This is a genomic window from Plantibacter sp. CFBP 13570, from assembly GCF_014841395.1.
In the GTDB taxonomy this organism is placed as follows: Bacteria; Actinomycetota; Actinomycetes; order Actinomycetales; family Microbacteriaceae; genus Plantibacter; species Plantibacter auratus.
The window spans coordinates 79892-101188 of record NZ_JACYTW010000009.1 but is presented as its reverse complement, the minus strand read 5'-3'; the positions used below and the strand labels follow the sequence as shown (position 1 = coordinate 101188).

The window sequence follows — 21297 nt, the reverse complement described above, 5'->3', positions numbered from 1 at the left end:
GGGGAGTCGCCGGCACGGGTGCTGGCCGCAGCCGCGGACGCCGCGTGGGGTGGCGCCGCCGCGACCGAACCGCTCGTCGCCCGCAAGGGGCGCGCCAGCTACCTCGGAGAACGGGCCATCGGGCACCGCGACCCTGGGGCGCAGTCCACCTCCTATCTCCTGCAAGCGGCGGCTGCCGCCGCTGGGGAGGGTGCTGCATGAGCGGGGGAGCCGTCGGCCTCGTCTTCGTCTCGCACAGCGCGCTGATCGCGGAGGGGCTCATCGCCCTGGCGCGGCAGATGGCGCCCGACGCGGCCCTCGCCGCAGCCGGCGGTACCGATGAGGGAGGGATCGGCACGAGCTTCGAGCTGGTGTCCGCCGGGATCGCCGCCGTGGACTCCGGGGCCGGGGTGGTGGTGCTGTGCGATCTGGGATCGGCGATCCTGACCGCTGAGACGGCACTCGACTTCCTCGACGACGACGTCCGAGGCCGGGTACGCATCGTCGACGCCCCGCTCGTCGAAGGCGGGGTCGCCGCAGCCGTGGCCGCGCAGACCGGCGCGTCGCTCGACGAGGTCGTGGACGCCGCGCGGTCTGCAGCCGGCGGTGACCCTGCCCAGCACGGCGCCGACGAGGCGACTCGGGCGGGTGGGTCCGACGACCCGACAGCGCCCCACGCCGCAGCCTCCGTGACCCTGCGGAACAAGGACGGGCTCCACGCTCGACCCGCTGCGGAGTTCGTGAAGCTGGCGAGCACGTTCGCGGCCAAGGTGGTCGTGAACGGGAAGGACGCCAAGAGCCTGCTCGGGATCATGTCACTGGGCCTCGTCAAAGGGGCGGTCGTGGAGCTGCAGGCGGACGGTCCGGACGCGAAGGATGCCATCGGGGCACTGGCGTCGCTCATCGAATCCGGCTTCGGAGAGGTCTGACGGGTCGCGCTCGAGGCGGAAGCAGGTCGACGCCCCGTGCGCAACGGGGTGGTCGACGCCGACGGTCGGCGTAGCATGACCCGCATGAACGAGCAGACGAAGACGTCGGACACCGAAGACCGCCAGTGCACGGTCTGTGGCCATCCGCTCGCCGAGCACACCTTCGACCGTTCCTCCGGGCACGATCACTTCATGACCTGCCCGACGGGGGAGCGGCTTCCGGACCCGGCGCAGTCCGCCGTCCCGGTCAACGAGTTCGGGATGCCGCTCTGGGACCAGGACCCCGATCGACCTGCTCCGTCGGCCTGACGACCCGGTGGCCTACGCCGTCATCCGAGGAGGAGCAACGACCGGACGGCGACGCTGACACCCGTTGTGCTCGAAGCCGGCGTCTCGTGCAGTGCGCTGCCGTCGACGAGCCAGCGCACCCATCGGACGAGCTGCTCCGGCGTGGCGTCGGAGCGGGCAGCGCTGGTGCGAACCGCCTCGGTGATGTGGTCGAGGAGGAAGCGGTCCACCATGTCCCGCTCGACCTCGAGGACGGCCGCCACGGCGTGGAGATGCGCCATCCCTTGGACCGCGCGAGCGAAACCGACCGTCTGGTCGGCGGCCCGTTGGCGGTCGAGTGCGCCGAGATAGGTGGCCAACGCAGGGCGCCCAGGCCCGGCTCGCGTGGCGAGGTGCAGTTGCTCCTCGGTCCAGGCGGCGCTCACCCGCAGCAGCGTGACCAGGATGTCGAGCTTGGTGGGGAAGTAGTGGAACAGGGTCCCCGAGGAGATGTCCGCCGCCCGGCAGATGTCCGCCGTCGAGGTGGTCTCATACCCCTCGGTGGCGAAGCAGCGGTAGGCCGCACCGAGGATCGCGGTCTGGCGCGCGGTGAACCGCTGTGGGTCGACGATTCTCGGCATGACTGCTCCCGTATTCCTAGAGCTCTCACTCTAGAGCACACACTCTATCAATTCGTTCCAGGTCAGAGCCGACTTCCCGGCTGATCGATCATGTCGCGCAGCTCGGAGCGCAAGGCGGTGCTCCCTCACGGTCGGACGCTCGGCGGTCAGTTCGCCGCTGAGTCCGACGATGACGATCAACCCCTGGTTGGCAGTCGCCGACGCACACGCGTCCGTAGCGTCGATGGCACGAGGCAACCGCTACGAGCAGGAGGAAGACGCCATGACGATCGACGTGGAGGGGCTGACCAAGGCATACCGAGGCACGTACGCGGTGCGCGATGTGAGTTTCAGTGTCCAATCGGGCAAGGTCACCGGGTTCCTGGGGCCGAACGGCGCCGGCAAGTCCACGACGATGCGTTCGATCGTCGGGCTCGACCGTCCCACCGCTGGTCGTGCACGTATCGACGGCTCTGAGTACCGAGCGTTCGCCGCGCCGCTGCGCGAGGTCGGTGCTCTGCTGGACGCGAGGGCGGCGCACCGGTCGCGCTCGGCGCTGAACCACCTCGCCTCGATCGCGGCGACGCACCGCATTCCGCGCTCGCGCGTCGACGAGGTGCTCGAGGCGACGGGTCTCAGCGCGGTCGCCAGGAAGAAGGTCGGCGGGTTCTCCCTGGGGATGGGTCAGCGCTTGGGGATCGCCGCGGCACTGCTGGGCGATCCGGGCACGCTCATCCTCGACGAGCCGGTCAACGGCCTGGACCCCGAGGGCGTGACCCGGGTCCGGGAGCTCCTGGCCCGGCTGGCGGCCGAGGGGCGGACGGTGTTCCTGTCCTCGCACCTCCTGAACGAGCTCGCGCTCATCGCGGACCACGTGATCATCATCGGTCGCGGCGAGATCATCGCGGACGCTCCCATCGGTTCGCTCACCGAGCAGGGAGACGGTCGTGTCCGTGTTCGCACTCTCGATGCGCCTGCACTCACTCGCCGGATCACCTCAGCGGGGGCGACCGTCGCGTCGAGCGAGCCGGGCGTGCTGGACGTGGAGGGCCTCTCCGCGGAGCAGATCGCCCGTGCCGCGCACGAGGCGGGAGTGCTGATCACTGAGCTGACGCCCCTGCGCCAGACCCTCGAAGAGGCCTACAACCGACTCACCCGCGACGCGCAGGAATTCGTCTCCGCCTGACGTCGCGTCCCCCTCGAAAGGACACCATCCTCATGAGCACCACCACCGGCATGGCCGCAGCACCCGTCGTGCGGCGCTTCTCCGCAAGCGATGTCAGCCTCGGCGGCACCATCGTCTCCGAATGGATCAAGTTCCGTGGACTCGCCTCGAACCACGTCCTCGCAGGATTCGCGTTCCTGCTGCTGACCGCGAACGGGATCGCGATGCCCTGGGCGTACGTCTTCCGCGACCGCGGGTCACCGAAGGCGGACTACGACGCCTACCCCGAGATGATCGTCGACAAGACCGGCTACGTCGGCATCGTCCTCGCGGTGCTCGCCGTCCTGATGATCACGAACGAGTACCGGTCCGCTCAGATCGGCACGACGCTGCTCGCGGTTCCGCGCCGGACGGCGGTGCTCGTCGCGAAGGCCTCGATCATCGCGGGTGTCTCGTTCCTCATCGGTGTCGTCAGCGCAGCCGTCGGGTTCGCGCTCGCGCCCATCATCCTGGCAGGGGGCGGGTACGGCTATGTGCTGGAGACACCCGACCTGGCGCGGTTGGTGCTCGGATCCGGGCTCTATCTGGCCACCATCAGCATCCTCGGAATCGCACTCGGCACCATCATCCGCAACGTCGTCGCCGCGGTGCTCGCGACGATCGTGTTCCTCCTCATCGTGCCGGTGATCCCGCAGATGTTCTCCGAATACGGCACCGAGATCACCCGCTTCTTCCCGATCCAGGTCGGCTCCCTGCTCCTCGCCCCGACCGGTACGGACCCGATGGGACCGTGGACCGGGTATGCCGTTCTGCTGATCTGGACGCTGGCGTCGTTCGTCGTCGCAGCGATCACGTTCCTTCGCCGGGACGCCTGAACGGTGCCCACGAGGTGCGCGAGGGAGAATGAGAGCCGAGCTCAGCGTGGAGGTGGCAAGGGTATGAGTGCGATCCAGCCGATCGTGGACGCCGCGGAGGTCGACCGTGTCCTCGGCACACGCATGCTGCGCTGGTTCAGCGCCCACCGGCGTGTGGTCGACGCACTGGTCGCTGGGACCTGTCTCCTGGTCCAGGCGCTCGGGCTGGTCCTGCCGGGTGCGCAATCGCTCTGGCCGGGGTTGCCGTTGGTGATCCTCTCGAGCGTGCTCCTGTTGTGGCGGCGTCGGTATCCGCGGGCGATCCTCGTCGCCGTCGCGCTCGCGAACACGGCGGGTGTGCTCTTGCCCGCCCCCGTCGCACCGGTGACGCTGCCCGCCGCCGTCGCGCTGTATACGGTAGCCGCCATGCTGCCCACCAGAGCCGCGCTGTCGGGCTACGTGGTCCTCGTGGGGCTCCCCGCTTCGGGACTGCTCGTCCGTCTGCTCATGACGGGGTCGACCCAGGCCCCGTCGTTGCTGGAACCGCTGGCGCTGCTCGCTCTTGCCGCAGGTGTCGCCGCCCGCGGTGTGACGCAGCGCCGAGCGGCCCTCACGCAACTCGTGAACCAACGACTCACCACGGCGCGGGTGGTGGAGCGGCAGCGGATCGCCGCGGAGATGCACGATGTCGTCGCCCACTCGCTGTCGACGATGATCTCCCTCGCGGACGGGGCGTCCAGCGGCTGGGAACGGCACCCCGGGCGGTCGGCCCGAGCGCTTGAGCAGCTGGGTGGTGTCGGGCGCAGCGCGCTGGGCGAGATGAACCGCGTCCTGCAGGTACTCCGAGAGGGCGATGCGGTGCTGGATCAGCGCCTGCATCGGTCGGGACACAACGTCTCCGACGTGGAGGAGGTCGTCGAAATCTTCCGCAGCACCGGCATGCCCGTCACGCTCACACGCTCCGGCGGGGCCATGCCGGAGCAGCCCGCTCTGGTGACGACGGTCTACCGGATCGTCCAGGAGTCGCTCACCAACGTGTTGCGGTACGCCGTCGGCCCCACGCGAGTCGAGGTCGGCATCGACGTGGCGCCCGGCACCGTCGCGGTGCGGGTCACCGACGACGGCCGCATCGACACCCACCGAACTCGCGCTCCGAGCCAGGGGAGTGGGCAGGGGCTCCCGGGTATCGCCGCTCGAGCCGCGGCGTACGGCGGCACGAGCGAAGCAGGTCCGTGCGCGGGCGGGGGCTGGTCGACGAGCGTGACGCTGCACATCGACCGAGGAGCAGCGACGTGAGCACGACCAGTCCCTCGATCATCAGCGTGCTGGTGGTGGACGACCAGGAACTCGTCCGGGTGGGCAGCGCGCTGACCCTGGATTCCGCGCCCGACATCGAGGTCGTGGGGGAGGCGGCGACAGGTGAGGAGGCGATTCGGCGTGCACGGGAACTGCGACCGGACGTCGTCCTCATGGATGTGCGGATGCCCGGCATGGGCGGCGTCGAAGCGACCAGGATCATCACCACGGTCCACCCGGCCACACGCGTCCTCATCCTCACCACCTTCGACATCGACGAGTACGCGTTCGGAGGCCTCCACGCCGGCGCCAGCGCCTTCCTGCTGAAGAGCACCCCACCAGACCAATTGCAGGAGGCTGTTCGGACGATCCATGCCGGCGATGCCGTCGTCGAACCCAGGATCACGAAGCGACTCATCGAGCACTATGCCTCCGGTGGACGGTCGCGCGAGCACGGGGGAGCAGGTGGGACAGCCCACCCGCTGGACCCGCTCAGCCCGCGCGAGCTCGACGTGTTCGGATGCATCGTCGTCGGGCTGTCGAATCGTGAGATCTCCGACGCACTCCACCTGTCGCCGTCCACGGTCAAAACGCACGTCAACCGGATCTTCGCCAAGTTGCACCTCCGCGACCGGGTCCACGCGGTGATCCTGGGACAGGACATCCGAACCCGAGCCGCGGGGCGGGGCTGATTCGGGTGAGTTGACATAATGTGCATTATCAGCTCTTTCCAGCCCGCCGCGAGCGGGGTCGGATCGGGTCACGTCGGCCTGCATCTCCGACCTGAGGATCGCGACGACGACCGGGGCGCGTCAGGAGCCGATGTACCGAGCGAGATGTTCTCCGGTCAGTGTCGAGCGATCGGCGACGAGCGCTGCGGGCGTCCCGCTGAACACCAGGCGTCCGCCGTCATGACCTGCGCCGGGTCCGAGGTCGACGATCCAGTCCGCATGCGCCATGACCGCCTGATGATGCTCGATGACGATGACCGACTTGCCGGAGTCCACCAGTCGGTCCAGGAGCCCGAGCAGGTTCTCCACGTCGGCGAGGTGCAGCCCCGTCGTCGGCTCGTCCAGGATGTAGACCTCGCCTGAATCGGCCATCTGCGTCGCCAGTTTGAGTCGCTGTCGTTCGCCTCCTGACAGGGTCGTCAACGGCTGTCCGAGGCTGACGTAGCCGAGCCCGACGTCGGCGAGTCGCGCCAGGATGACGTGCGCGGCTGGCGTCCGGGCCGGCCCGTCGGCGAAGAAGGCCTCGGCCTCCGTCACCGACATCGCGAGCACCTCGCTGATGTCCCGCTCCCCCAACTGATATTCCAGAACGGAAGCATCGAATCGGCGACCCTCGCACACCTCGCAGACGGTCGAGACGCTCGCCATGACGCCGAGATCGGTGAAGACGACACCTGCACCGTTGCAGTTCGGGCAGGCTCCCGCCGAGTTCGAGCTGAACAGCGCCGGCTTGACCCCGTTGGCCTTCGCGAACGCCTTGCGGATGGGCTCGAGCAGACCCGTATACGTCGCCGGGTTACTGCGACGCGAGCCGCGGATCGGGCTCTGGTCGACCGTCACCACACCGGGACGCCCGGCGACCGAGCCGTGGATGAGGGAGCTCTTGCCCGAGCCGGCGACTCCCGTGACGACCACGAGGATGCCGAGCGGCACGTCGACGTCGACGCCCTGCAGGTTGTGCCGGTCGGCGCCGCGGATCTCGATGACACCGGTCGGTCGACGCAGCGCCGGCTTGAGCGCTGCGCGGTCGTCGAAGTGACGTCCGGTGAGCGTGTCGCTCGCCCGGAGGCCGTCCACGCTCCCCTGGAACGTCACCTGTCCCCCGCCGGTCCCGGCACCGGGGCCGAGGTCGACGACGTGGTCGGCGATCGTGATCGTCTCCGGCTTGTGTTCCACGACGAGGACGGTGTTCCCCTTGTCGCGGAGTCGGAGGAGCAGTTCGTTCATCCGCTGGATGTCATGCGGGTGCAGTCCGACGGTCGGCTCGTCGAACACGTAGGTCACGTCGGTGAGCGACGACCCCAGATGGCGGATCATCTTCGTCCGCTGCGCCTCCCCACCAGAGAGAGTGCCCGTCGTGCGGTCGAGCGACAGGTACCCCAGCCCGATGGCGACGAAGGAGTCCAGCGTCTCCTGGAGGACCGTCAGGAGTGGGCGCACCGACGGTTCGTCGAGCGCCCGGATCCACGCCGCGAGGTCGCTGATCTGCATCGCGCACAGTTCGGCGATGTTCCGACCGGCGATGCGCGAACTCCGTGCGCCCTCGCTCAGGCGGGTCCCCTCACACGCCGGACACGTGGTGAAGGTGACGGCGCGGTCGACGAATGCGCGGATGTGCGGCTGCATCGCCTCACGGTCCTTCGAGAGGAACGACTTCTGCACCTTCGGGATCAGGCCCTCGTAGGTCATGTTGATGTCGCCGACCTTGACCTTCACCGGCTCCTTGTGGAGGAAGTCGTGGAGCTCCCGCTCCGTGTAGTCCTGGATGGGCTTGTCCGCGTCGAGGAATCCGGATCCGGTGAAGATCCGCACGCCCCAGCCGTCGGGTGTGTAGCCGGGGATCGTGAGCGCGCCCTGGTTGAGCGACTTCGTGGCGTCGTAGAGCTGGGAACGGTCGATGTCGTTCACGGTCCCCATCCCCTCGCACCGCGGGCACATGCCGCCGGTGATCGAGAAGCTCCGCCGTTCCTTCGTGCTCTGTCCCCCGCGCTCGATGGTCACCGCTCCGGCGCCGCTGATCGAGGCGACGTTGAAGGAGAAGGCCTGCGGAGACCCGATGGATGGGTCTCCGATCCGACTGAAGAGGATGCGTAACATGGTGTTCGCGTCCGTCGCCGTACCCACCGTCGAACGCGAGTTCGCGCCCATCCGCTCCTGGTCGACGATGATCGCCGTGGTGAGTCCCTCGAGCACGTCGACGTCGGGCCGCGCCTGCGACGGCATGAAGCCCTGGACGAACGCACTGTAGGTCTCGTTGATCATCCGCTGCGACTCGGCGGCGATCGTCCCGAAGACGAGTGAGCTCTTCCCCGAGCCGGACACACCCGTGAACACGGTGAGGCGGCGCTTCGGGAGGTCGACGTCGACGTCGCGCAGATTGTGCTCGCGGGCACCCCTGACCCGGATGACGTCGTGGCTGTCGGCGGCCCTGGTGTGCATCGGCGTCTCGGTCATGGCGATCAGCGTATCCGTCGTCATCTGCTGGCGTCTCGCCTGGATCGGCACCGGGCCCGCGCGACATGGAAGGTCATGCTGTGAAACACCTGTGTGAATGCGTCACACTGGTGGAACGCACCCGGTCTGCTCGGGAGCGCCGCACTGTCCACCGTCAGGAGCCGACCATGTCCGAATCATCCACCACCACCTACACGCTGAACTCCGCCAAGCTGACCACGAGCCAGATCTCCGGTGTCCGATGGGCCTTCGCCGTCGGTGGGATCCTCACGATCCTCTTGGGTGTCTTCCTGCTGGTCGCGCCGAAGGCCTCGCTGGTCGCCGTCGCGTGGATCTTCGCCGTCTACTTCCTGGTCGCCGGGATCGCCCGCATCACGCGTGGCGTCGTCGCTCGGGAGCACGGCGGACTCTGGCGGGTCCTCACGATCGTGTTCGGTGTGCTGCTGCTCGCCGCCGGCGTCTACATCTTCATCGATCCGCTGCTCGGCATCGGCGCACTCGTCTTCGTGATCGGTGTCTCCTGGATCGTCGAGGGCGTGGCCTCGTTGTTCGACTCGGCACCGGACGTGTCGCGGTGGATCACCATCCTCTACGGCGTCATCAGCGTCGTCGCCGGCGTGTTCGTGCTCGCGAACCCGCTGCTCGCCGCCGTGACCCTGCTGCTCGTCACCGCGTTCTTCCTCATCGCGGCCGGCGTCGTCGAGATCATCCAGGCGATCACCTTCGGCAAGCAGGTGAAGCGGGCCGGTCTCGCCGGCTGACCCGGGTGGCAGGACGACGAACGCCCGGCCCCTCGAGGGACCGGGCGTTCGTCGTGTCAGGATCGTCGCCTACTCGGCGATGAAGTCGCTCGTGTCCCCCACGTAGCGGGTGTGGTCCTCGGGGATCGGGTCCACGGCGGCCGAGGCGACCTCGGCCGCGAACTCGCCCACGTTGTAGAGACGACCGGCCGACTCCTTGCGGGAGCTGATCGCACCGGGGTTGGCGCGTTCGAGGAGGGTCGCGGTGATGGTCCCCTCGATCATGTCGCCCGAGACGACCACGAACTCGACACCGGCGGCGTCGAACTGGTCCTGCTTGGCGCGGAGCGCATCCTCGCCCGCGCGCTTGGAGGTCGCGACCGGCACGTACTCGGGCATCGTCGGCGTGGTCCGGATGAAGTGCGCCTGGTGGCTCGTGACGAACACGATCCGCGAGCCGGGGCGGAGCAAGGGGAGAGCGTGTTCGACGACGCTCACCTGTGCGTCCCGGTTGAGCTGCATGGCGTAGTCCTCGGCCATGCCGCTCTCCATCCCTCCGGAGGCGTTCAGCACCAGGACGTCGAGGTCGCCGAGTTCGGTCTTCGTCGTCGCGAACATGGCGGCGACCGACGCGGGGTCGGTGAGGTCGGCTCCGACCACCAGGGCCTGCACGCCGAGGGCTCGCACCTCGTCGGCGAGCTTGACGGCGCGAGCCTCCTTGTTCCGGTAGTTGATCACGACGTTGGCGCCGGCACCGGCGAAGTACCGGATGGTGTCGGCACCGATGCCGCGGGACGAGCCCGTCACGAGGACGTTCTTCCCGGAGAGTGATCCGGCGGCCAGGGGGTTCGTCACGTGAGGGCTCCTTCAGATCTGGGGCCGCTCATCGGCGGCTGGTTCCAGCCAACGACCTTACCAACAACCGGCAGACGGATCCGGTTCGGTGGTCCGCCCAGCTGATAGCGTTGAACCCGACCGGCGCACCGTCTCGCGCTCCCCCGGACTGCGAGGCGGCAGACGCGAGAGCCGATCCGGGAGGAATCCGCACCATGGACGTCATCACCGAGTACGCCTGGATCGCCTGGTTGGTCCTGATCCTCGTGTTCGTCATCATCGAGATCCTGTCGCTCGAGTTCACCTTCCTCATGCTCGCGCTCGGCGGCACCGTCGGGCTGCTCTCCGGCCTCCTCGGCGCTCCGTGGTGGCTCCAGCTGCTCATCGCAGCCGCTGCCGCCCTCCTGCTCCTGTTGGCCGTCAGGCCGCCGCTGCTCCGAGCGTTGCAACGCGGCGCGGACCCGGCGAAGAGCAACGTCGACGCGCTCCTCGGCATGCCGGGGCTCGTGCTCTCGACGGTCACCCCGCACGGTGGCCAGGTGAAGCTCGGCAACGGCGAGGTCTGGACCGCCAGGACCCCGCACGACTCCCCCTCGTCGTCCCTCGAGCCCGGCACGCGCATCGTCCTGTCCGTCGTCGACGGTGCCACCGCCGTCGTCGTCCCCGTCCCAACCCACCCGGCACCGCTGGGCGAGCAGAAGGAGTAGTCGTGAACGACGTCTCATCAGGAGCGATCATCGGCTGGGTGATCGCGGCCATCGTCGTCATCTTCGTGCTGGTGGTGCTGTTCCGATCCATCCGCATCATCCCGCAGGCGAGCGCCGGCGTGGTCGAGCGGCTCGGCAAGTACCACAAGACCCTCTTGCCGGGTCTGAACCTGCTCATCCCCTTCATCGACCGGTTGCGGCCGCTCATCGATCTGCGCGAGACCGTCGTCTCCTTCCCGCCGCAGCCGGTCATCACCGAGGACAACCTCGTCGTCTCGATCGACACGGTCGTCTACTTCCAGGTGACCGACGCCCGAGCCGCCACGTACGAGATCGCGAACTACCTGGGTGCCGTCGAGCAGCTGACCACGACGACGCTCCGAAACGTCGTCGGTGGGTTGAACCTCGAGGAGGCGCTGACGAGCCGCGACGAGATCAACAGCAAGCTCCGCATCGTGCTCGACGAGGCGACCGGCAAATGGGGTATCCGCGTCGGACGCGTCGAGCTCAAGGCGATCGACCCGCCGCTCTCCATCCAGGACTCCATGGAGAAGCAGATGCGGGCCGAGCGCGACCGTCGAGCCCTCATCCTCACCGCCGAGGGCACCAAGCAGTCGGCGATCCTGACGGCCGAGGGTGCGCGGCAGGCCGAGATCCTCCGCGCCGAGGGTGATGCCCAGGCAGCCGTGCTCCGTGCTCAGGGTGAGGCGTCCGCCATCCAGACGGTGTTCAAGGCCATCCACGACGGCGACCCCGACGAGAAGCTCCTGGGCTACCAGTACCTGCAGATGCTCCCGAAGCTCGCGGAAGGCCAGGCGAACAAGCTCTGGGTCATCCCGAGCGAACTGACCGAGGCGCTCAAGGGCATCGGCTCCGCCTTCGGGCCGGGCAACACCCGCGACCCTGCGGCCACGGCACGGGCGGCGGCCGCAGCTGCGCAGACGCCCTCCTTCACCACAGCGCCGGCCGCGTCACCCCGGACGCCACCGGCGCCGACGACTCCCGTCCAGCCCGAGGGCTGAGCACGCGGTGACAGTGGTCCTCCCCTACTTCCGTCCGGCCGGCCCTCGGGTCCTCGCCCATCGAGGGCTGGCCGGGCCGGGGGTCCCCGAGAACACGCTGTCGTCCTTCCGCCGTGCCCTGGCGGCCGGCGCCGAGTACGTCGAGACCGACGCGCACTGCACGCGCGACGGACATGCCGTCCTCTTCCATGACCCGTCCCTGCGCCGCATCACCGGCGATCCGAGACCGATCGCCGACCTCGAACTCGCGGAACTCCAGCGGATCGACCTCGGCGGCGATCGCATCCCGACATTGTCGGAGGCGCTGGCCGAGTTCCCCGGAGCACGCTTCAACCTCGACATCAAGGCCGCGGCCGCGGCTGCACCGGCGGCTGCCGCGATCATCGGTGCCGACGCCGCCGATCGGGTGCTCGTCACCTCCTTCGATGAGGGCAGACGTTCCGCGATCGTACGGGCCGTGGGACGGGAGGCGGGCGCCGGCTCCGTGGCTTCCTCGGCGTCGGCCCGGATCCTGCTCCGCGTCCTCCCCGCAGCCGCCCTCGGGCTCCGTGGAGCACTTCGTCGGTCGCTCGCCGGTGTCCAGGCGCTCCAGGTGCCCGAACGGTTCCGCGGCGTACCCGTCGTGACGAAGCGCCTCCTCGCACAGATGCATGCCCTCGGCATCGAGGTGCACGTGTGGACGGTCAACGACCCCGACGACATGCGACGACTGCTGGATCTCGGTGTCGACGGCCTCGTCACCGACCGCTGTGATCTCGCGCTCGACGTGGTCCGCTCGCGCTGACGGCTCAGCTCTCCGCATCCGGCGTGGCTGCAGCTGGGCATGAGCTGATAGCCAGATGGGTGAACGGAACAGTTTACCCAGCTTGTGGGTTTATAACTGTGGATGCCGAGCGAGAGGAGACCACACAATGGCAGATCGCAGTTTGCGCGGAATGCGCCTGGGCGCCCAGAGTCTACAAACGGAAGAGGGCGTCATATTCTCGGCGCGGAGCAACCACATCTACCGGTGTCAGAGTTGCGAGCGCGAGACCACCATGACCTTCGCCGCCGATGCGGAAGTCCCCGAACTGTGGGAGTGCCGGCACTGCGGTGCGGAGGCCGTCCTCCTCGTCGACTCGAAGCCCGTCGTCGTCGACCGCGGTGATGTGAAGACGCCCCGCAGCCACTGGGACATGCTGCTCGAGCGCCGCTCGCGCGATGAGCTCGAGGAGCTGCTCGAAGAGCGCCTCTCGTATCTCCGGGCCCGTCGCGGCCAGCAGAAGAGCGCGTGACACCGAGCCCCTGACAGGCCTCCCCTCGATCGGCTGATCCGGTACCGGATCAGCCGATCGTCATGTCCGGGGCCGGTTCGGGACGCGCCGGGGCCTGCCGGCGAAACCGGCGAGGACCAGCGACGCGAGTCCCATGCCACCGATGAACATCTCGAGCTGGTGACCGAAGGCCATCGACGGCGTGACCGTGTCCGTCAGCGGCACCTCGGAGACCATTGAGCCGGGGCGGAAGGCCGGGATGCTGTCGATCGTCGAGCCGTCGGGCCCGATGATCTGGCTGGTCCCCACCGTGGAGATGTTCACCACGGACCGAGCCGATTCGATCGCCCGGAGCCGTGCGATCGCCAGCTGTTGCTGGTTCTCGTCCGTCTGCCCGAAGTCCGCGTTGTTGGTCTGGGCGAACACGATCCGCGCGCCGCCCGCCACCGCGTCGCGGGTGAGCTGGTCGTCGGCGATGTCGAAGCAGATGCTGATCCCTGCGAGCACGCCGTCGATGTCGAAGACGTTGTCCTTCGTGCCCGGGGTGTACTCGCGCTGGATGAGGCCGATGAGGTCGGGTGCGAACGGCTCCCAGAACTTCCGGTCCGGGACGTATTCACCGAACGGGACCGGGTGCTTCTTGTCGTAGACGTCGCGGACGCCGTCCGAGGCGTCCCAGAGGAGTGACGAGTTGTAGTAGCGGTCGCCGCGTTGGGAGATCGCACCGACGACGAACGGTGCGTCCATGCGACGGCTCAACGCGTCGAGGGCTGCAGCCGATTGAGGAACCCGCTGCGGGTCGAGGTCTGCGCTGCCCTCGGGCCAGACCACGACGTCGACGTCCGCGTCGAGCACCTGCAGCGTCTCGTCGATCTGGGTCTGCATGACGGTGCCGGGTGCTGCGGCGTCGAAGTAGCCGGCGGGGCCGTTGCCCTGGATGGCAGCCACCCGCATGCTCCCGGTCGTCGCCGTCGGCCATGCCGGCACGACGAGCACCGCGATGACCGCGAGGACCGCGGTCCCGACCCGGCTGACCGTCGGGAGCTCGGCGGTCGCCGCGAGCTGGAGGGCGAGTGCCACGAGCAGCACCATGAGGAACGACAGCCCCGAGAACCCGACCCAGGCCACGAGTGGTGCGAACGGGCTCTCGGACTGGCTGAGCGCCATCCTCGCCCACGGGAATCCGCCGTAGGGCCAGGTGCTCACGAGCGTCTCGCGCGCGGTCCACAGGGCGGCGACGACCGCGGCGGTCAACCAGACCCGCCCCCCGATCCCGGGGAAGGCGCGCGGCACCCAGCGGTACGCCAGGGTGATGAGCACGGCTCCGAGCGCGAAGAAGATGGCCTCCAGCGTCGACAGTGCCGCCCACGGGACGGGACCCAGGTAGGCGGTCGCCCACTCGATGTGGATGAGGTAGAAAGACTCCCCTGCCAGGAAGCCGACGAGGAGCGCACCGCCGACGCTGCGCCCCATGAGGGTGAGGAGGACGAGGGCGATGCCGACGAACGTCAGGGGCCAGACCCCGCGGTCCGGGAAGCCGGCGTCGAGGACCGGGCCGGCGGCGATGGCCACGACGGCCGCGAGCCAGAGCGGGAGCGGCGGACGACGGTCGACCAGCGCGTCGATCGGTCGGAGCCGGTGGTTCCGACGGTGCAGGGGCCTCACAGCGAGCTGTACGCGACGATGCCGCGTCGGATCGAGTCCAGCGCCTCACGCGAATGACGACCCACCGGTCCGTCGACGACGCGGAGCTGATCGAGCAGGTCGATGGTCTGCTTGCACCACCGCACGAAGTCGCCGGCGGCGAGTTCCGCCTCGATGAGCACCGTGTCGAGGTTCGCACCCTTGGCCCACTGGTGCATCGCGAGGGAGAGACCGGTCGAGATCGGGTTGCTCCCCGGGAGGCGGTGCTCCCGTTCGCTGTCGTCGAGCCGGCTCCAGAGGTCCTGCGTCCGTTCGAGCGCGGAGCGGAACGGGCCGCGGGGCAGGAAGCGCTCCGGGGTGTTCTGCTCCTCACGCCGTGGTTCGTACACGATCGCGGCGGCCATCGCGGCGAGGGACGCGGCATCGAGTTCGTTCCACGCACCGGTGCGCAGACACTCCGCCACGAGGAGGTCCCGTTCTCCGTAGATGCGCTTCAAGGTGCGTCCGGGAGCCGCGACGACGACTGCGCCGTGCTCGTCGCGTGCCAGGTACTCGTACTCGAGCAGCACGTCGACGACACGGTCGAACACACGAGCGACCGCGCCCGTCCGCGTCTGGATCTGCTGTCGCAGCTGGTCGGTCTGCTTCTTGAGCTTGAACCATCGTTCCGCCCAGCGAGCGTGGTCCTCGCGGTGCGGGCAGACGTGGCAGGCGTGAGCCCGCATGCGCTTGCGGAGTTCGGCGAGCTTGCGTTGGCGACGGTCCTTCGACGCGCGCGAGCCGTTCGGCTCGCCCTTGCGTTCGAGGTCCGTGAGCTCGCGCCGGATGCCCGCGTACTCGACGAAGTTCCCGAGGTGGCACGACATGGACTTCTCGTAGCCGGCGAGCGAGGACTCCTGCTCGCGCACCTTCCGGGCGATCCCGACGACGGCTCGGTCTGCCTGGAACTGCGCGAAGGACGACTCGAGGATCTGACGGGTGCGTTGACGGCCGAACTGGTCGATCAGGTTGACCGCCATGTTGTAGGTCGGGCGGAAGCTGGAGTTGAGCGGGTAGGTGCGTCGGGAGGCCAGCGAGGCGACGGACTGCGGGTGCAGCCCCTCGGTCCACTGGATCACGGCGTGGCCCTCGACGTCGATGCCACGGCGTCCGGCACGCCCCGTGATCTGGGTGTACTCCCCCGGGGTGATCGGGACGCGTGCCTCGCCGTTGAACTTCTCGAGCTTCTCGAGGACGACCGTCCTGGCCGGCATGTTGATGCCGAGCGCGAGGGTCTCGGTCGCGAAGACGACCTTCACGAGCTTCCGCCGGAAGAGCTCCTCGACGACCTCCTTGAACGCCGGCAGGAGACCGGCGTGGTGGGCGGCGACGCCCCGCTCCAGACCGTCGAGCCACTCCCAGTAGCCGAGGACGGCGAGGTCCTCGTCGAGAAGGGTCCGGCAGTGCTCGTCGACGATCTGGCGGATCTCGTCGCGTTCGTGCGCCTCGGTCAGCCTGATGCCCGAACGGAGGACCTGCTTGACCGCCTGGTCGCACCCGACACGGCTGAAGACGAAGAAGATCGCCGGGAGCAGGTGGTGGTCGTCGAGCATCTGGACGAAATGCCCACGGTCGAGCTTCTCGGCCCGATGCGGGGCTCGGCGCTGGTTGTAGCGGCTGACGTCCTTGTACTGACGGCTGTTCGGTGCACGGCCACCGAACTGCGCCATGCGGACGAGCTCCGGGTTGACCTGATGGGTGTCGGCGAGGCTCGGTGCGGCGAACAGGTCGATGAGTTTGTTCCGCATCAGCACGTGCTGGGTGAGGGGCACCGGGCGCTCCTCGGACACGATGACGGCGGTGTCGCCGCGGACGGCCTGCAGCCAGTCGCCGAACTCCTCGGCGTTCGACACGGTCGCGCTCAGCGACACCATCCGGACGGCCTGCGGGAGGTGGATGATGACCTCTTCCCACACCGCTCCGCGGAACCGGTCCGCCAGGTAGTGCACCTCGTCCATGATGACGAAGGCGAGATCGGTCAGCGCGTCGGAGTCCGCGTACAGCATGTTGCGGAGGACCTCGGTCGTCATGACGACGATGCGGGCGTTGCCGTTCACGTTCGTATCGCCCGTGAGCAGGCCGACGTGCTCGGACCCGTACTCGGCGGTGAGCTCCTGGAACTTCTGGTTGCTGAGCGCCTTCATCGGCGTGGTGTAGAAGACCTTGCCGCGGTCGCCGTGCATGGCGAGGGCGATCGCGAACTCGGCGACGATGGTCTTGCCGGCCCCCGTCGGTGCGGCGACGAGGACACTGCTGCCGTTCTCGATCCGCTCGCACGCCTCGAGTTGGAACGCGTCCAGGTCGAAACGCTGCCTCGCGCGGAACTCCTGGAGCCTCGGTGTCGCGTTCCGGACCGCTGCTGCCCGATACCGCTCGGCAGGCGAAGCGGTGTCGCTCATGCGAGCCCCGCGCTGCCGAGTTCGGCGTCGATGCGTCGCTGTCGCTTGGCCGCACTGCGGTCGTGGAGGACGGCGACGCCGTAGGCCGCGAAGTACAACAGGACCATCGGGATCGCCAGGACGAACATCGACACGATGTCGGCGGCGGGCGTGGCGATGGCCGTGAAGAGCACGATGACGAGGATCGCGACCCGCCACGCCTTGATGATCGCCGCTGCGGAGAGCACGCCGACGAAGTTCAACAGGACGAGGAACACGGGCAGGACGAAGGCGACACCGACCGCGAGCACCAGCTTCAGGACGAAGTCGTAATAGGTGGTGGCGTCGAGGAAGTTGGCCGCTGCCGTCGGGGTGAAGCCGAGCATGAGCTCGACGATGTGCGGCAACACGAACCAGCCCGCGTAGCAGCCCGCGAGGAACAACGGCACGGCGGTCGCGAAGAACCCGATCGCGTACTTCAGCTCCTTGCGCGTCAGGCCGGGCACGAGGAACGCCCAGATCTGGTAGAGCCACACCGGGCTGGACAGGACGACGCCGGCGGTGAGGGCGATCTTCATCCGGAGGTCGAACGCGCTCGTGACGTTGGTGAAGTTCAGGAACGCCTGCCCGCGATCGTCGGCGATGACGAGGATGGGGGCGCTCATCGCCTCGATGATCCACTCGGAGGCGATGAAACCCGCGACCATGCCGACGATGATGCCGATGGCGGAGTAGAACAGCCGCTTCCGCAACTCGACGAGGTGCTCGCCGAGGGACATCCGCCCTTCGCGGTTCTGTTTCTTGGGACGCTTCTCGGTCAGGGCCACGGCGACATCGTCCGTTCCTGAGCAGTGTGTTCGAGGCGCACTCGTCGGGGGCCAGGTGCTGGCGTCATCGGGCTCGGGTGGTCCTCAGGGTTACGGCTTGACCGGCGGGTCGGTCGGCTTCTGCGGGGCCGTCGCGGCCGGAGTCGGGTCGGCGGGTGCCGCACTCGCGGGCGGAACCGTGCCAGTCGCGTCGGGCGAGGCGGGCTCGTCGTCGCGCATGCTCTTGACCTCGCTCTTGAAGATCCGCATCGACTGGCCGACGCTGCGGGCGAGACCCGGGAGCTTCGGTGCTCCGAACAGCAGCAGGACGATGAGGAGGATGATGACGAGGTGCCACCCGGTGAATGCGTTGCCGAACATAGTCTTCGTTCCTGATCTTCGAGGTCGAGGTCCACTCACTCTACCCTGCATCTCCCGCTCTCCTGCCGGGAGTCTCGGGAGTCAGCTCCCGGATGTCGTGCGGTACTGCGCGAGACCGGCGGCCGCCCAATCGGCGACCGCGTCGCGCGCGTCCGCCGGGCCGAGCACGGTGATGAGCCCGGGGTGTGCGGCGACCAGTCGTTTGAGGCCGTGATGGTGCGCGAGGCGCAGGGTCGCGGTCACCTCGGCGTCGCTGTCCTCGCGGGCTGCGGGGCCGCCTGGCGCGCTGTCGACGGCGACCACGTAGTCGTCGATGAGCGGCAGGACCGAGCGTCGGACGAGCACGGTGACGTTGCGGTCAGAGTCGCTCGGCTCGAACAACGCGGTCGGGACGACGACGTCCGCTTCGCGGAACACGACCTCGGCGTCGGTCTCCCGGAGCTCGGTCATCCGATCGAGACGGAAGCGACGCGTCGCCTCGCGCAGGTGGCACCACCCGTAGAGGTACCAGTCCTGGTCCTGGGACTCGAGGCGCAGCGGGTCCACCAGCCTCGCCTCGGTCGCCCCACTCGCGTCGACGTAGTCGAACGCGACGCTGTGGCCGGCGGCCAGAGCCGACCGGATGATGCCGACCGCGTGTGCGGAGTAGGACTCGGTGACCGCGAGCTGGCCCGGTGCCGACGACGCCCCGCGGGCGAGCTTGGCCATCACGCCGCCGATGACGTCGCTGTCGACGAACTCGGGAAGGCGCTGGAGCGACTGCAGGCCGGCGATGAGGGCGGAGGCCTCGCGGGCTGAGAAGCGGGGACTGTCGTCGAGGGCGACCCGGTGGGTGAGGACGATCTCGTCGTCCTCCTCGAAGCTGCCCCAGTCGATGTCGAAGAGGTCGCCGGCGAGGTACTGCCGGGTGTCGCCCGGCACGCCGGACACCGTCAAGAGCTCGACCGCTTCTCGGATCTGGCGCGGGGACAGCCCGAAGTGCCGCGCGGCCTCGTCGACCGTGACCCGCTCGCGGTCGATGAGGTACGGCACGAGCGAGAGGAGGAAGATCAGCTTGTCCTGGGCGCGGGGCGCCGCCGGTCGCTTAGCCACGGGCGGTCTCCTCGGGGTGTGGTGCGTCGTCCGTCGAGCGGTGGCGGGCGACGACCAGCTCGAGTCTGGACGCCACGGCCTCGACGAGCGCCGGAGGGTCGAGGACGACGACCTCCGGGCCGAACCCGGCGAGCTCGTCGGCGAGGATGTGGTGGTCGAGGTACGGGATGGTGAGTTCCGTGCGCTCCGTGTCGCTGACGCCGTAGCGGTTGCCGAGGCGGGCCGCGGCGTCGGTTCCGGGCCGGACACGGACGAGGGCGCGCTGCGACGAGGACACACGGCGCAGGCCGTCGATCGCGTCGGCGGCGTGGTCGCGGGCGTCGGCGGGGAACGACTCCCCCGTCGGCTTGACCGGACCGACGATCCGCGACAGGAGGAACGTCCGGGGCTCGTCCACCGTCCGGTCGGTCGCGTAGAGGTGCCAGCGACCCTCGTGCTGGACGAGTGCCAGCGGTGCGACGGTGCGGACGCGTGGCCGGGCCTCGCCGGGCTTCAGGTAGGGGAAGGTGGCCACTGACCGTCGTTCGAGCGCTGCGTCGAGCGGTTCGAACGAGGCCTCCCGGGTGCGGAGTCTCGGCGCGTATCCGATGATCGGTTCATCGGGCTCGATGCCGAGCGACCGCAACTTCGTCATCGCTCGCTGCGACTGGCCGGAGAGCGACCCCTCGCGCCACACGGTGGCTGCGAGCGACAGCAGCGACAGCTCCGCCGGGGTGAACCGGACGTCGGTGGGAAGCTCGTAGGCGCCCTTCGGGATCCGGTAGCGCATCGACTGGTTGTTGCCGGGTTCGCCCGGCTGCTCGATCGTCTCGAGCGGGACGCCGAGTTCGCGGATGTTGTCCTTGTCGCGCTCGAACTGTCGCTCGAGGCTGGCGTTGCCGCCGCCACTCGAATACTGCTGGCGGTACCCCTGGACGGTCGACAGGATCTCGTTCTTCGTCAGGCCGGTCTGCGTGGCGAGGAGCGCGAGCACGAGGCTGAAGAGTCGCTCCTCCACCGGGACCGGCTTCGGGGACTCGCGGGCTGAGGACACCGGTCCAGTCTACCGACGGACGGCCCGTCCCCCACCCGCGACGCGGGCGTGGGACGGGCCGTCTCCGAGGCGTGTCGGTTACTTCGCCGCGCGCTGGGTGCCGAGCACATCGATGACGAACACGAGTGTCGCGCCGGCCGGGACGCTGCCCGAACCCTGCTCGCCGTAGCCGTCCTTCGGCGCCACCACGAGGATGATCTGCGAGCCGACCTGCTGGCCGACGACCGCGTCGTTGAAGGCCTTGATCATCTGACCGCCGTCGGCCTGGAAGACGAGGGGCTGGCCCTTCTCCCAGCTGCTGTCGAAGACGCTCTTCTGATCCCACAGCACGCCGGTGTAGTTGACGATGACCTGGTCGCCGGCCTTGACCGTGGCACCGTCGCCGACACGGGACAGGGTGTGCTTCGTCTCGGTCGGGGCGGGGGCCGCCGGGATGGTGATACCGGGCTGACCGTTCGGAGCGGTCACGACGGAGGGGAACCCCGACGGGATCGGGCGCTCGGCACCGTCGGCCTTGGGCAGCGCCGCACCCTGGATGTCGGCGACGAGGATGATCGCGTCGTCCTTCTTGATGCCGTTCGCCTCGCTGCCACCGCTCGGGCCGAACGCGTCCTCGGGTGAGATCGCCGCGACGACGCGGGATCCGACCGTCGTGCAGGCGAACGCCTTCGCGAAGCCGGGGAGGCTTCCGGACAGGGCGATGAGGGTGCTCGCGGGCCCGTTGAAGTCCGTCTGCTGCAGGACATCGCCCGTGCGTCCGTTGAGGAGCATCAGGTTGAGGTTGACGGTGCCGTCGGCCGAGACCTGCTGACCGTCGCCCTGGATCACGACCTGGCGCTCCGTCGTCTTCGTGTACAGCGGCTTCGGGAGCTCCACCTTCGGGGTGGCGCCGAAGTCGCCCGACACGCTGATGAGCTTCGTCGCGTCGCCGGCGGACGCCGCGGTGTCGCACGAGGCCGAACCCGGCGCGGTGCACCCGGTGAGGGAGACGAGCAGGAGGCCTGCTGCGGCGATGAGAGCTGGTGCAGTGCGCACGGATCCTCGTTTCGGTGGTACGGGTGGGACGGCAGGTC

General features: G+C 68.8%; 22 protein-coding genes. 12 read left to right on the top strand and 10 right to left on the bottom strand.

The genetic code is table 11. The features are described 5' to 3' along the window. From IFT89_RS05440 to IFT89_RS05430, 3 genes are all read left to right on the top strand, one after another. On the top strand, positions 1–201 hold a 201-nt coding region (locus tag IFT89_RS05440; protein ID WP_202938441.1), incomplete at its 5' end, for a DAK2 domain-containing protein. Continuing rightward, positions 198–908, top strand: coding sequence for a dihydroxyacetone kinase phosphoryl donor subunit DhaM (gene dhaM / locus IFT89_RS05435; protein WP_192004873.1), 711 nt, complete (start codon positions 198–200; stop codon positions 906–908). The genes IFT89_RS05440 and dhaM, both read left to right, overlap by 4 nt. A gap of 84 nt (positions 909–992) precedes the next feature. Next, complete coding sequence (locus IFT89_RS05430) at positions 993–1217, top strand: hypothetical protein (RefSeq protein ID WP_133059937.1); 225 nt, start codon at positions 993–995, stop codon at positions 1215–1217. A 20-nt stretch (positions 1218–1237) separates the two neighbouring features. On the opposite strand, the gene IFT89_RS05425 is transcribed toward IFT89_RS05430, so the two are convergent. Further along, positions 1238–1816, bottom strand: coding sequence for a TetR/AcrR family transcriptional regulator (locus IFT89_RS05425; RefSeq protein ID WP_202938440.1), 579 nt, complete (start codon positions 1814–1816; stop codon positions 1238–1240). Positions 1817–2078: 262 nt separating this feature from the next. Here IFT89_RS05425 and IFT89_RS05420 point away from each other — a divergent pair, with 262 nt between their 5' ends. From IFT89_RS05420 to IFT89_RS05405, 4 genes are all read left to right on the top strand, one after another. After that, complete coding sequence (locus IFT89_RS05420; RefSeq protein ID WP_202938443.1) at positions 2079–2981, top strand: ABC transporter ATP-binding protein; 903 nt, start codon at positions 2079–2081, stop codon at positions 2979–2981. A gap of 32 nt (positions 2982–3013) precedes the next feature. Further along, positions 3014–3835, top strand: a complete 822-nt coding sequence (locus IFT89_RS05415) for an ABC transporter permease (protein ID WP_202938439.1) — start codon at positions 3014–3016, stop codon at positions 3833–3835. A 63-nt stretch (positions 3836–3898) separates the two neighbouring features. Further along, positions 3899–5110, top strand: coding sequence for a sensor histidine kinase (locus tag IFT89_RS05410; RefSeq protein ID WP_192017916.1), 1212 nt, complete (start codon positions 3899–3901; stop codon positions 5108–5110). Then, complete coding sequence (locus IFT89_RS05405; protein ID WP_229938910.1) at positions 5107–5802, top strand: response regulator transcription factor; 696 nt, start codon at positions 5107–5109, stop codon at positions 5800–5802. The genes IFT89_RS05410 and IFT89_RS05405 overlap by 4 nt, the downstream gene beginning before the upstream one ends. A gap of 120 nt (positions 5803–5922) precedes the next feature. On the opposite strand, the gene IFT89_RS05400 is transcribed toward IFT89_RS05405, so the two are convergent. Then, positions 5923–8295, bottom strand: coding sequence for an ATP-binding cassette domain-containing protein (locus IFT89_RS05400; protein ID WP_202938438.1), 2373 nt, complete (start codon positions 8293–8295; stop codon positions 5923–5925). Between the two features lie 167 nt (positions 8296–8462). Here IFT89_RS05400 and IFT89_RS05395 point away from each other — a divergent pair, with 167 nt between their 5' ends. Continuing rightward, positions 8463–9056 carry an HdeD family acid-resistance protein gene (locus tag IFT89_RS05395; protein WP_194644641.1) on the top strand — a complete coding sequence of 198 codons (594 nt, stop codon included), beginning with the start codon at positions 8463–8465 and terminating at the stop codon, positions 9054–9056. 69 nt (positions 9057–9125) lie between these two features. Here IFT89_RS05395 and IFT89_RS05390 read toward each other — a convergent pair whose 3' ends face one another. After that, positions 9126–9890 (bottom strand): SDR family oxidoreductase, encoded by a 765-nt coding sequence (locus tag IFT89_RS05390; RefSeq protein WP_202938437.1) that lies wholly within the window; start codon positions 9888–9890, stop codon positions 9126–9128. Between the two features lie 194 nt (positions 9891–10084). Between IFT89_RS05390 and IFT89_RS05385 the strand changes: the two genes are divergently transcribed. From IFT89_RS05385 to IFT89_RS05370, 4 genes are all read left to right on the top strand, one after another. Then, positions 10085–10576 (top strand): NfeD family protein, encoded by a 492-nt coding sequence (locus IFT89_RS05385; protein WP_192017919.1) that lies wholly within the window; start codon positions 10085–10087, stop codon positions 10574–10576. 2 nt (positions 10577–10578) lie between these two features. Continuing rightward, positions 10579–11598 (top strand): SPFH domain-containing protein, encoded by a 1020-nt coding sequence (locus IFT89_RS05380; RefSeq protein WP_202938436.1) that lies wholly within the window; start codon positions 10579–10581, stop codon positions 11596–11598. A 7-nt stretch (positions 11599–11605) separates the two neighbouring features. Beyond that, entirely contained in the window at positions 11606–12382 is a 777-nt protein-coding gene (locus tag IFT89_RS05375; RefSeq protein ID WP_307783442.1) for a glycerophosphodiester phosphodiesterase family protein, read from the top strand. Between the two features lie 127 nt (positions 12383–12509). Next, complete coding sequence (locus IFT89_RS05370; protein ID WP_064296965.1) at positions 12510–12872, top strand: RNA polymerase-binding protein RbpA; 363 nt, start codon at positions 12510–12512, stop codon at positions 12870–12872. Positions 12873–12932: 60 nt separating this feature from the next. On the opposite strand, the gene lnt is transcribed toward IFT89_RS05370, so the two are convergent. The 7 genes from lnt to IFT89_RS05335 all read right to left on the bottom strand — a co-directional run bounded on the left by lnt (position 12933) and on the right by IFT89_RS05335 (position 21259). Then, a complete protein-coding gene (lnt, locus tag IFT89_RS05365; RefSeq protein WP_307783441.1) occupies positions 12933–14516 on the bottom strand; it encodes an apolipoprotein N-acyltransferase in 1584 nt (527 codons plus the stop codon). Beyond that, positions 14513–16933: a DEAD/DEAH box helicase gene (locus IFT89_RS05360; protein WP_202938435.1), complete on the bottom strand. Its 2421-nt coding sequence runs from the start codon at positions 16931–16933 to the stop codon at positions 14513–14515. Before IFT89_RS05360 ends, lnt begins: the two co-directional genes overlap by 4 nt. Next, entirely contained in the window at positions 16930–17691 is a 762-nt protein-coding gene (tatC, locus tag IFT89_RS05355) for a twin-arginine translocase subunit TatC (RefSeq protein ID WP_071260381.1), read from the bottom strand. The genes IFT89_RS05360 and tatC overlap by 4 nt, the downstream gene beginning before the upstream one ends. Before the next feature lie 138 nt (positions 17692–17829). After that, positions 17830–18099, bottom strand: coding sequence for a Sec-independent protein translocase subunit TatA (gene tatA, locus IFT89_RS05350; RefSeq protein WP_085510936.1), 270 nt, complete (start codon positions 18097–18099; stop codon positions 17830–17832). Positions 18100–18180: 81 nt separating this feature from the next. Then, a complete protein-coding gene (locus tag IFT89_RS05345; protein WP_137241644.1) occupies positions 18181–19191 on the bottom strand; it encodes a helix-turn-helix transcriptional regulator in 1011 nt (336 codons plus the stop codon). Then, positions 19184–20224, bottom strand: coding sequence for a helix-turn-helix transcriptional regulator (locus IFT89_RS05340; RefSeq protein ID WP_202938434.1), 1041 nt, complete (start codon positions 20222–20224; stop codon positions 19184–19186). Before IFT89_RS05340 ends, IFT89_RS05345 begins: the two co-directional genes overlap by 8 nt. Before the next feature lie 78 nt (positions 20225–20302). Beyond that, positions 20303–21259: an FKBP-type peptidyl-prolyl cis-trans isomerase gene (locus IFT89_RS05335; RefSeq protein ID WP_202938433.1), complete on the bottom strand. Its 957-nt coding sequence runs from the start codon at positions 21257–21259 to the stop codon at positions 20303–20305. Between the last annotated feature and the right edge of the window lie 38 nt (positions 21260–21297).

Coding starts and splice junctions, on each gene's coding strand:
- IFT89_RS05395 (WP_194644641.1), top strand. CDS start 8,463: ATGTCCGAATCATCCACCACCACCTACACGCTGAACTCCGCCAAGCTG.
- IFT89_RS05410 (WP_192017916.1), top strand. CDS start 3,899: ATGAGTGCGATCCAGCCGATCGTGGACGCCGCGGAGGTCGACCGTGTC.
- tatC (WP_071260381.1), bottom strand. CDS start 17,691: ATGTCCCTCGGCGAGCACCTCGTCGAGTTGCGGAAGCGGCTGTTCTAC.
- IFT89_RS05430 (WP_133059937.1), top strand. CDS start 993: ATGAACGAGCAGACGAAGACGTCGGACACCGAAGACCGCCAGTGCACG.
- IFT89_RS05415 (WP_202938439.1), top strand. CDS start 3,014: ATGAGCACCACCACCGGCATGGCCGCAGCACCCGTCGTGCGGCGCTTC.
- IFT89_RS05370 (WP_064296965.1), top strand. CDS start 12,510: ATGGCAGATCGCAGTTTGCGCGGAATGCGCCTGGGCGCCCAGAGTCTA.
- dhaM (WP_192004873.1), top strand. CDS start 198: ATGAGCGGGGGAGCCGTCGGCCTCGTCTTCGTCTCGCACAGCGCGCTG.
- IFT89_RS05360 (WP_202938435.1), bottom strand. CDS start 16,933: ATGAGCGACACCGCTTCGCCTGCCGAGCGGTATCGGGCAGCAGCGGTC.
- tatA (WP_085510936.1), bottom strand. CDS start 18,099: ATGTTCGGCAACGCATTCACCGGGTGGCACCTCGTCATCATCCTCCTC.
- IFT89_RS05420 (WP_202938443.1), top strand. CDS start 2,079: ATGACGATCGACGTGGAGGGGCTGACCAAGGCATACCGAGGCACGTAC.
- IFT89_RS05425 (WP_202938440.1), bottom strand. CDS start 1,816: ATGCCGAGAATCGTCGACCCACAGCGGTTCACCGCGCGCCAGACCGCG.
- IFT89_RS05400 (WP_202938438.1), bottom strand. CDS start 8,295: ATGACCGAGACGCCGATGCACACCAGGGCCGCCGACAGCCACGACGTC.
- IFT89_RS05385 (WP_192017919.1), top strand. CDS start 10,085: ATGGACGTCATCACCGAGTACGCCTGGATCGCCTGGTTGGTCCTGATC.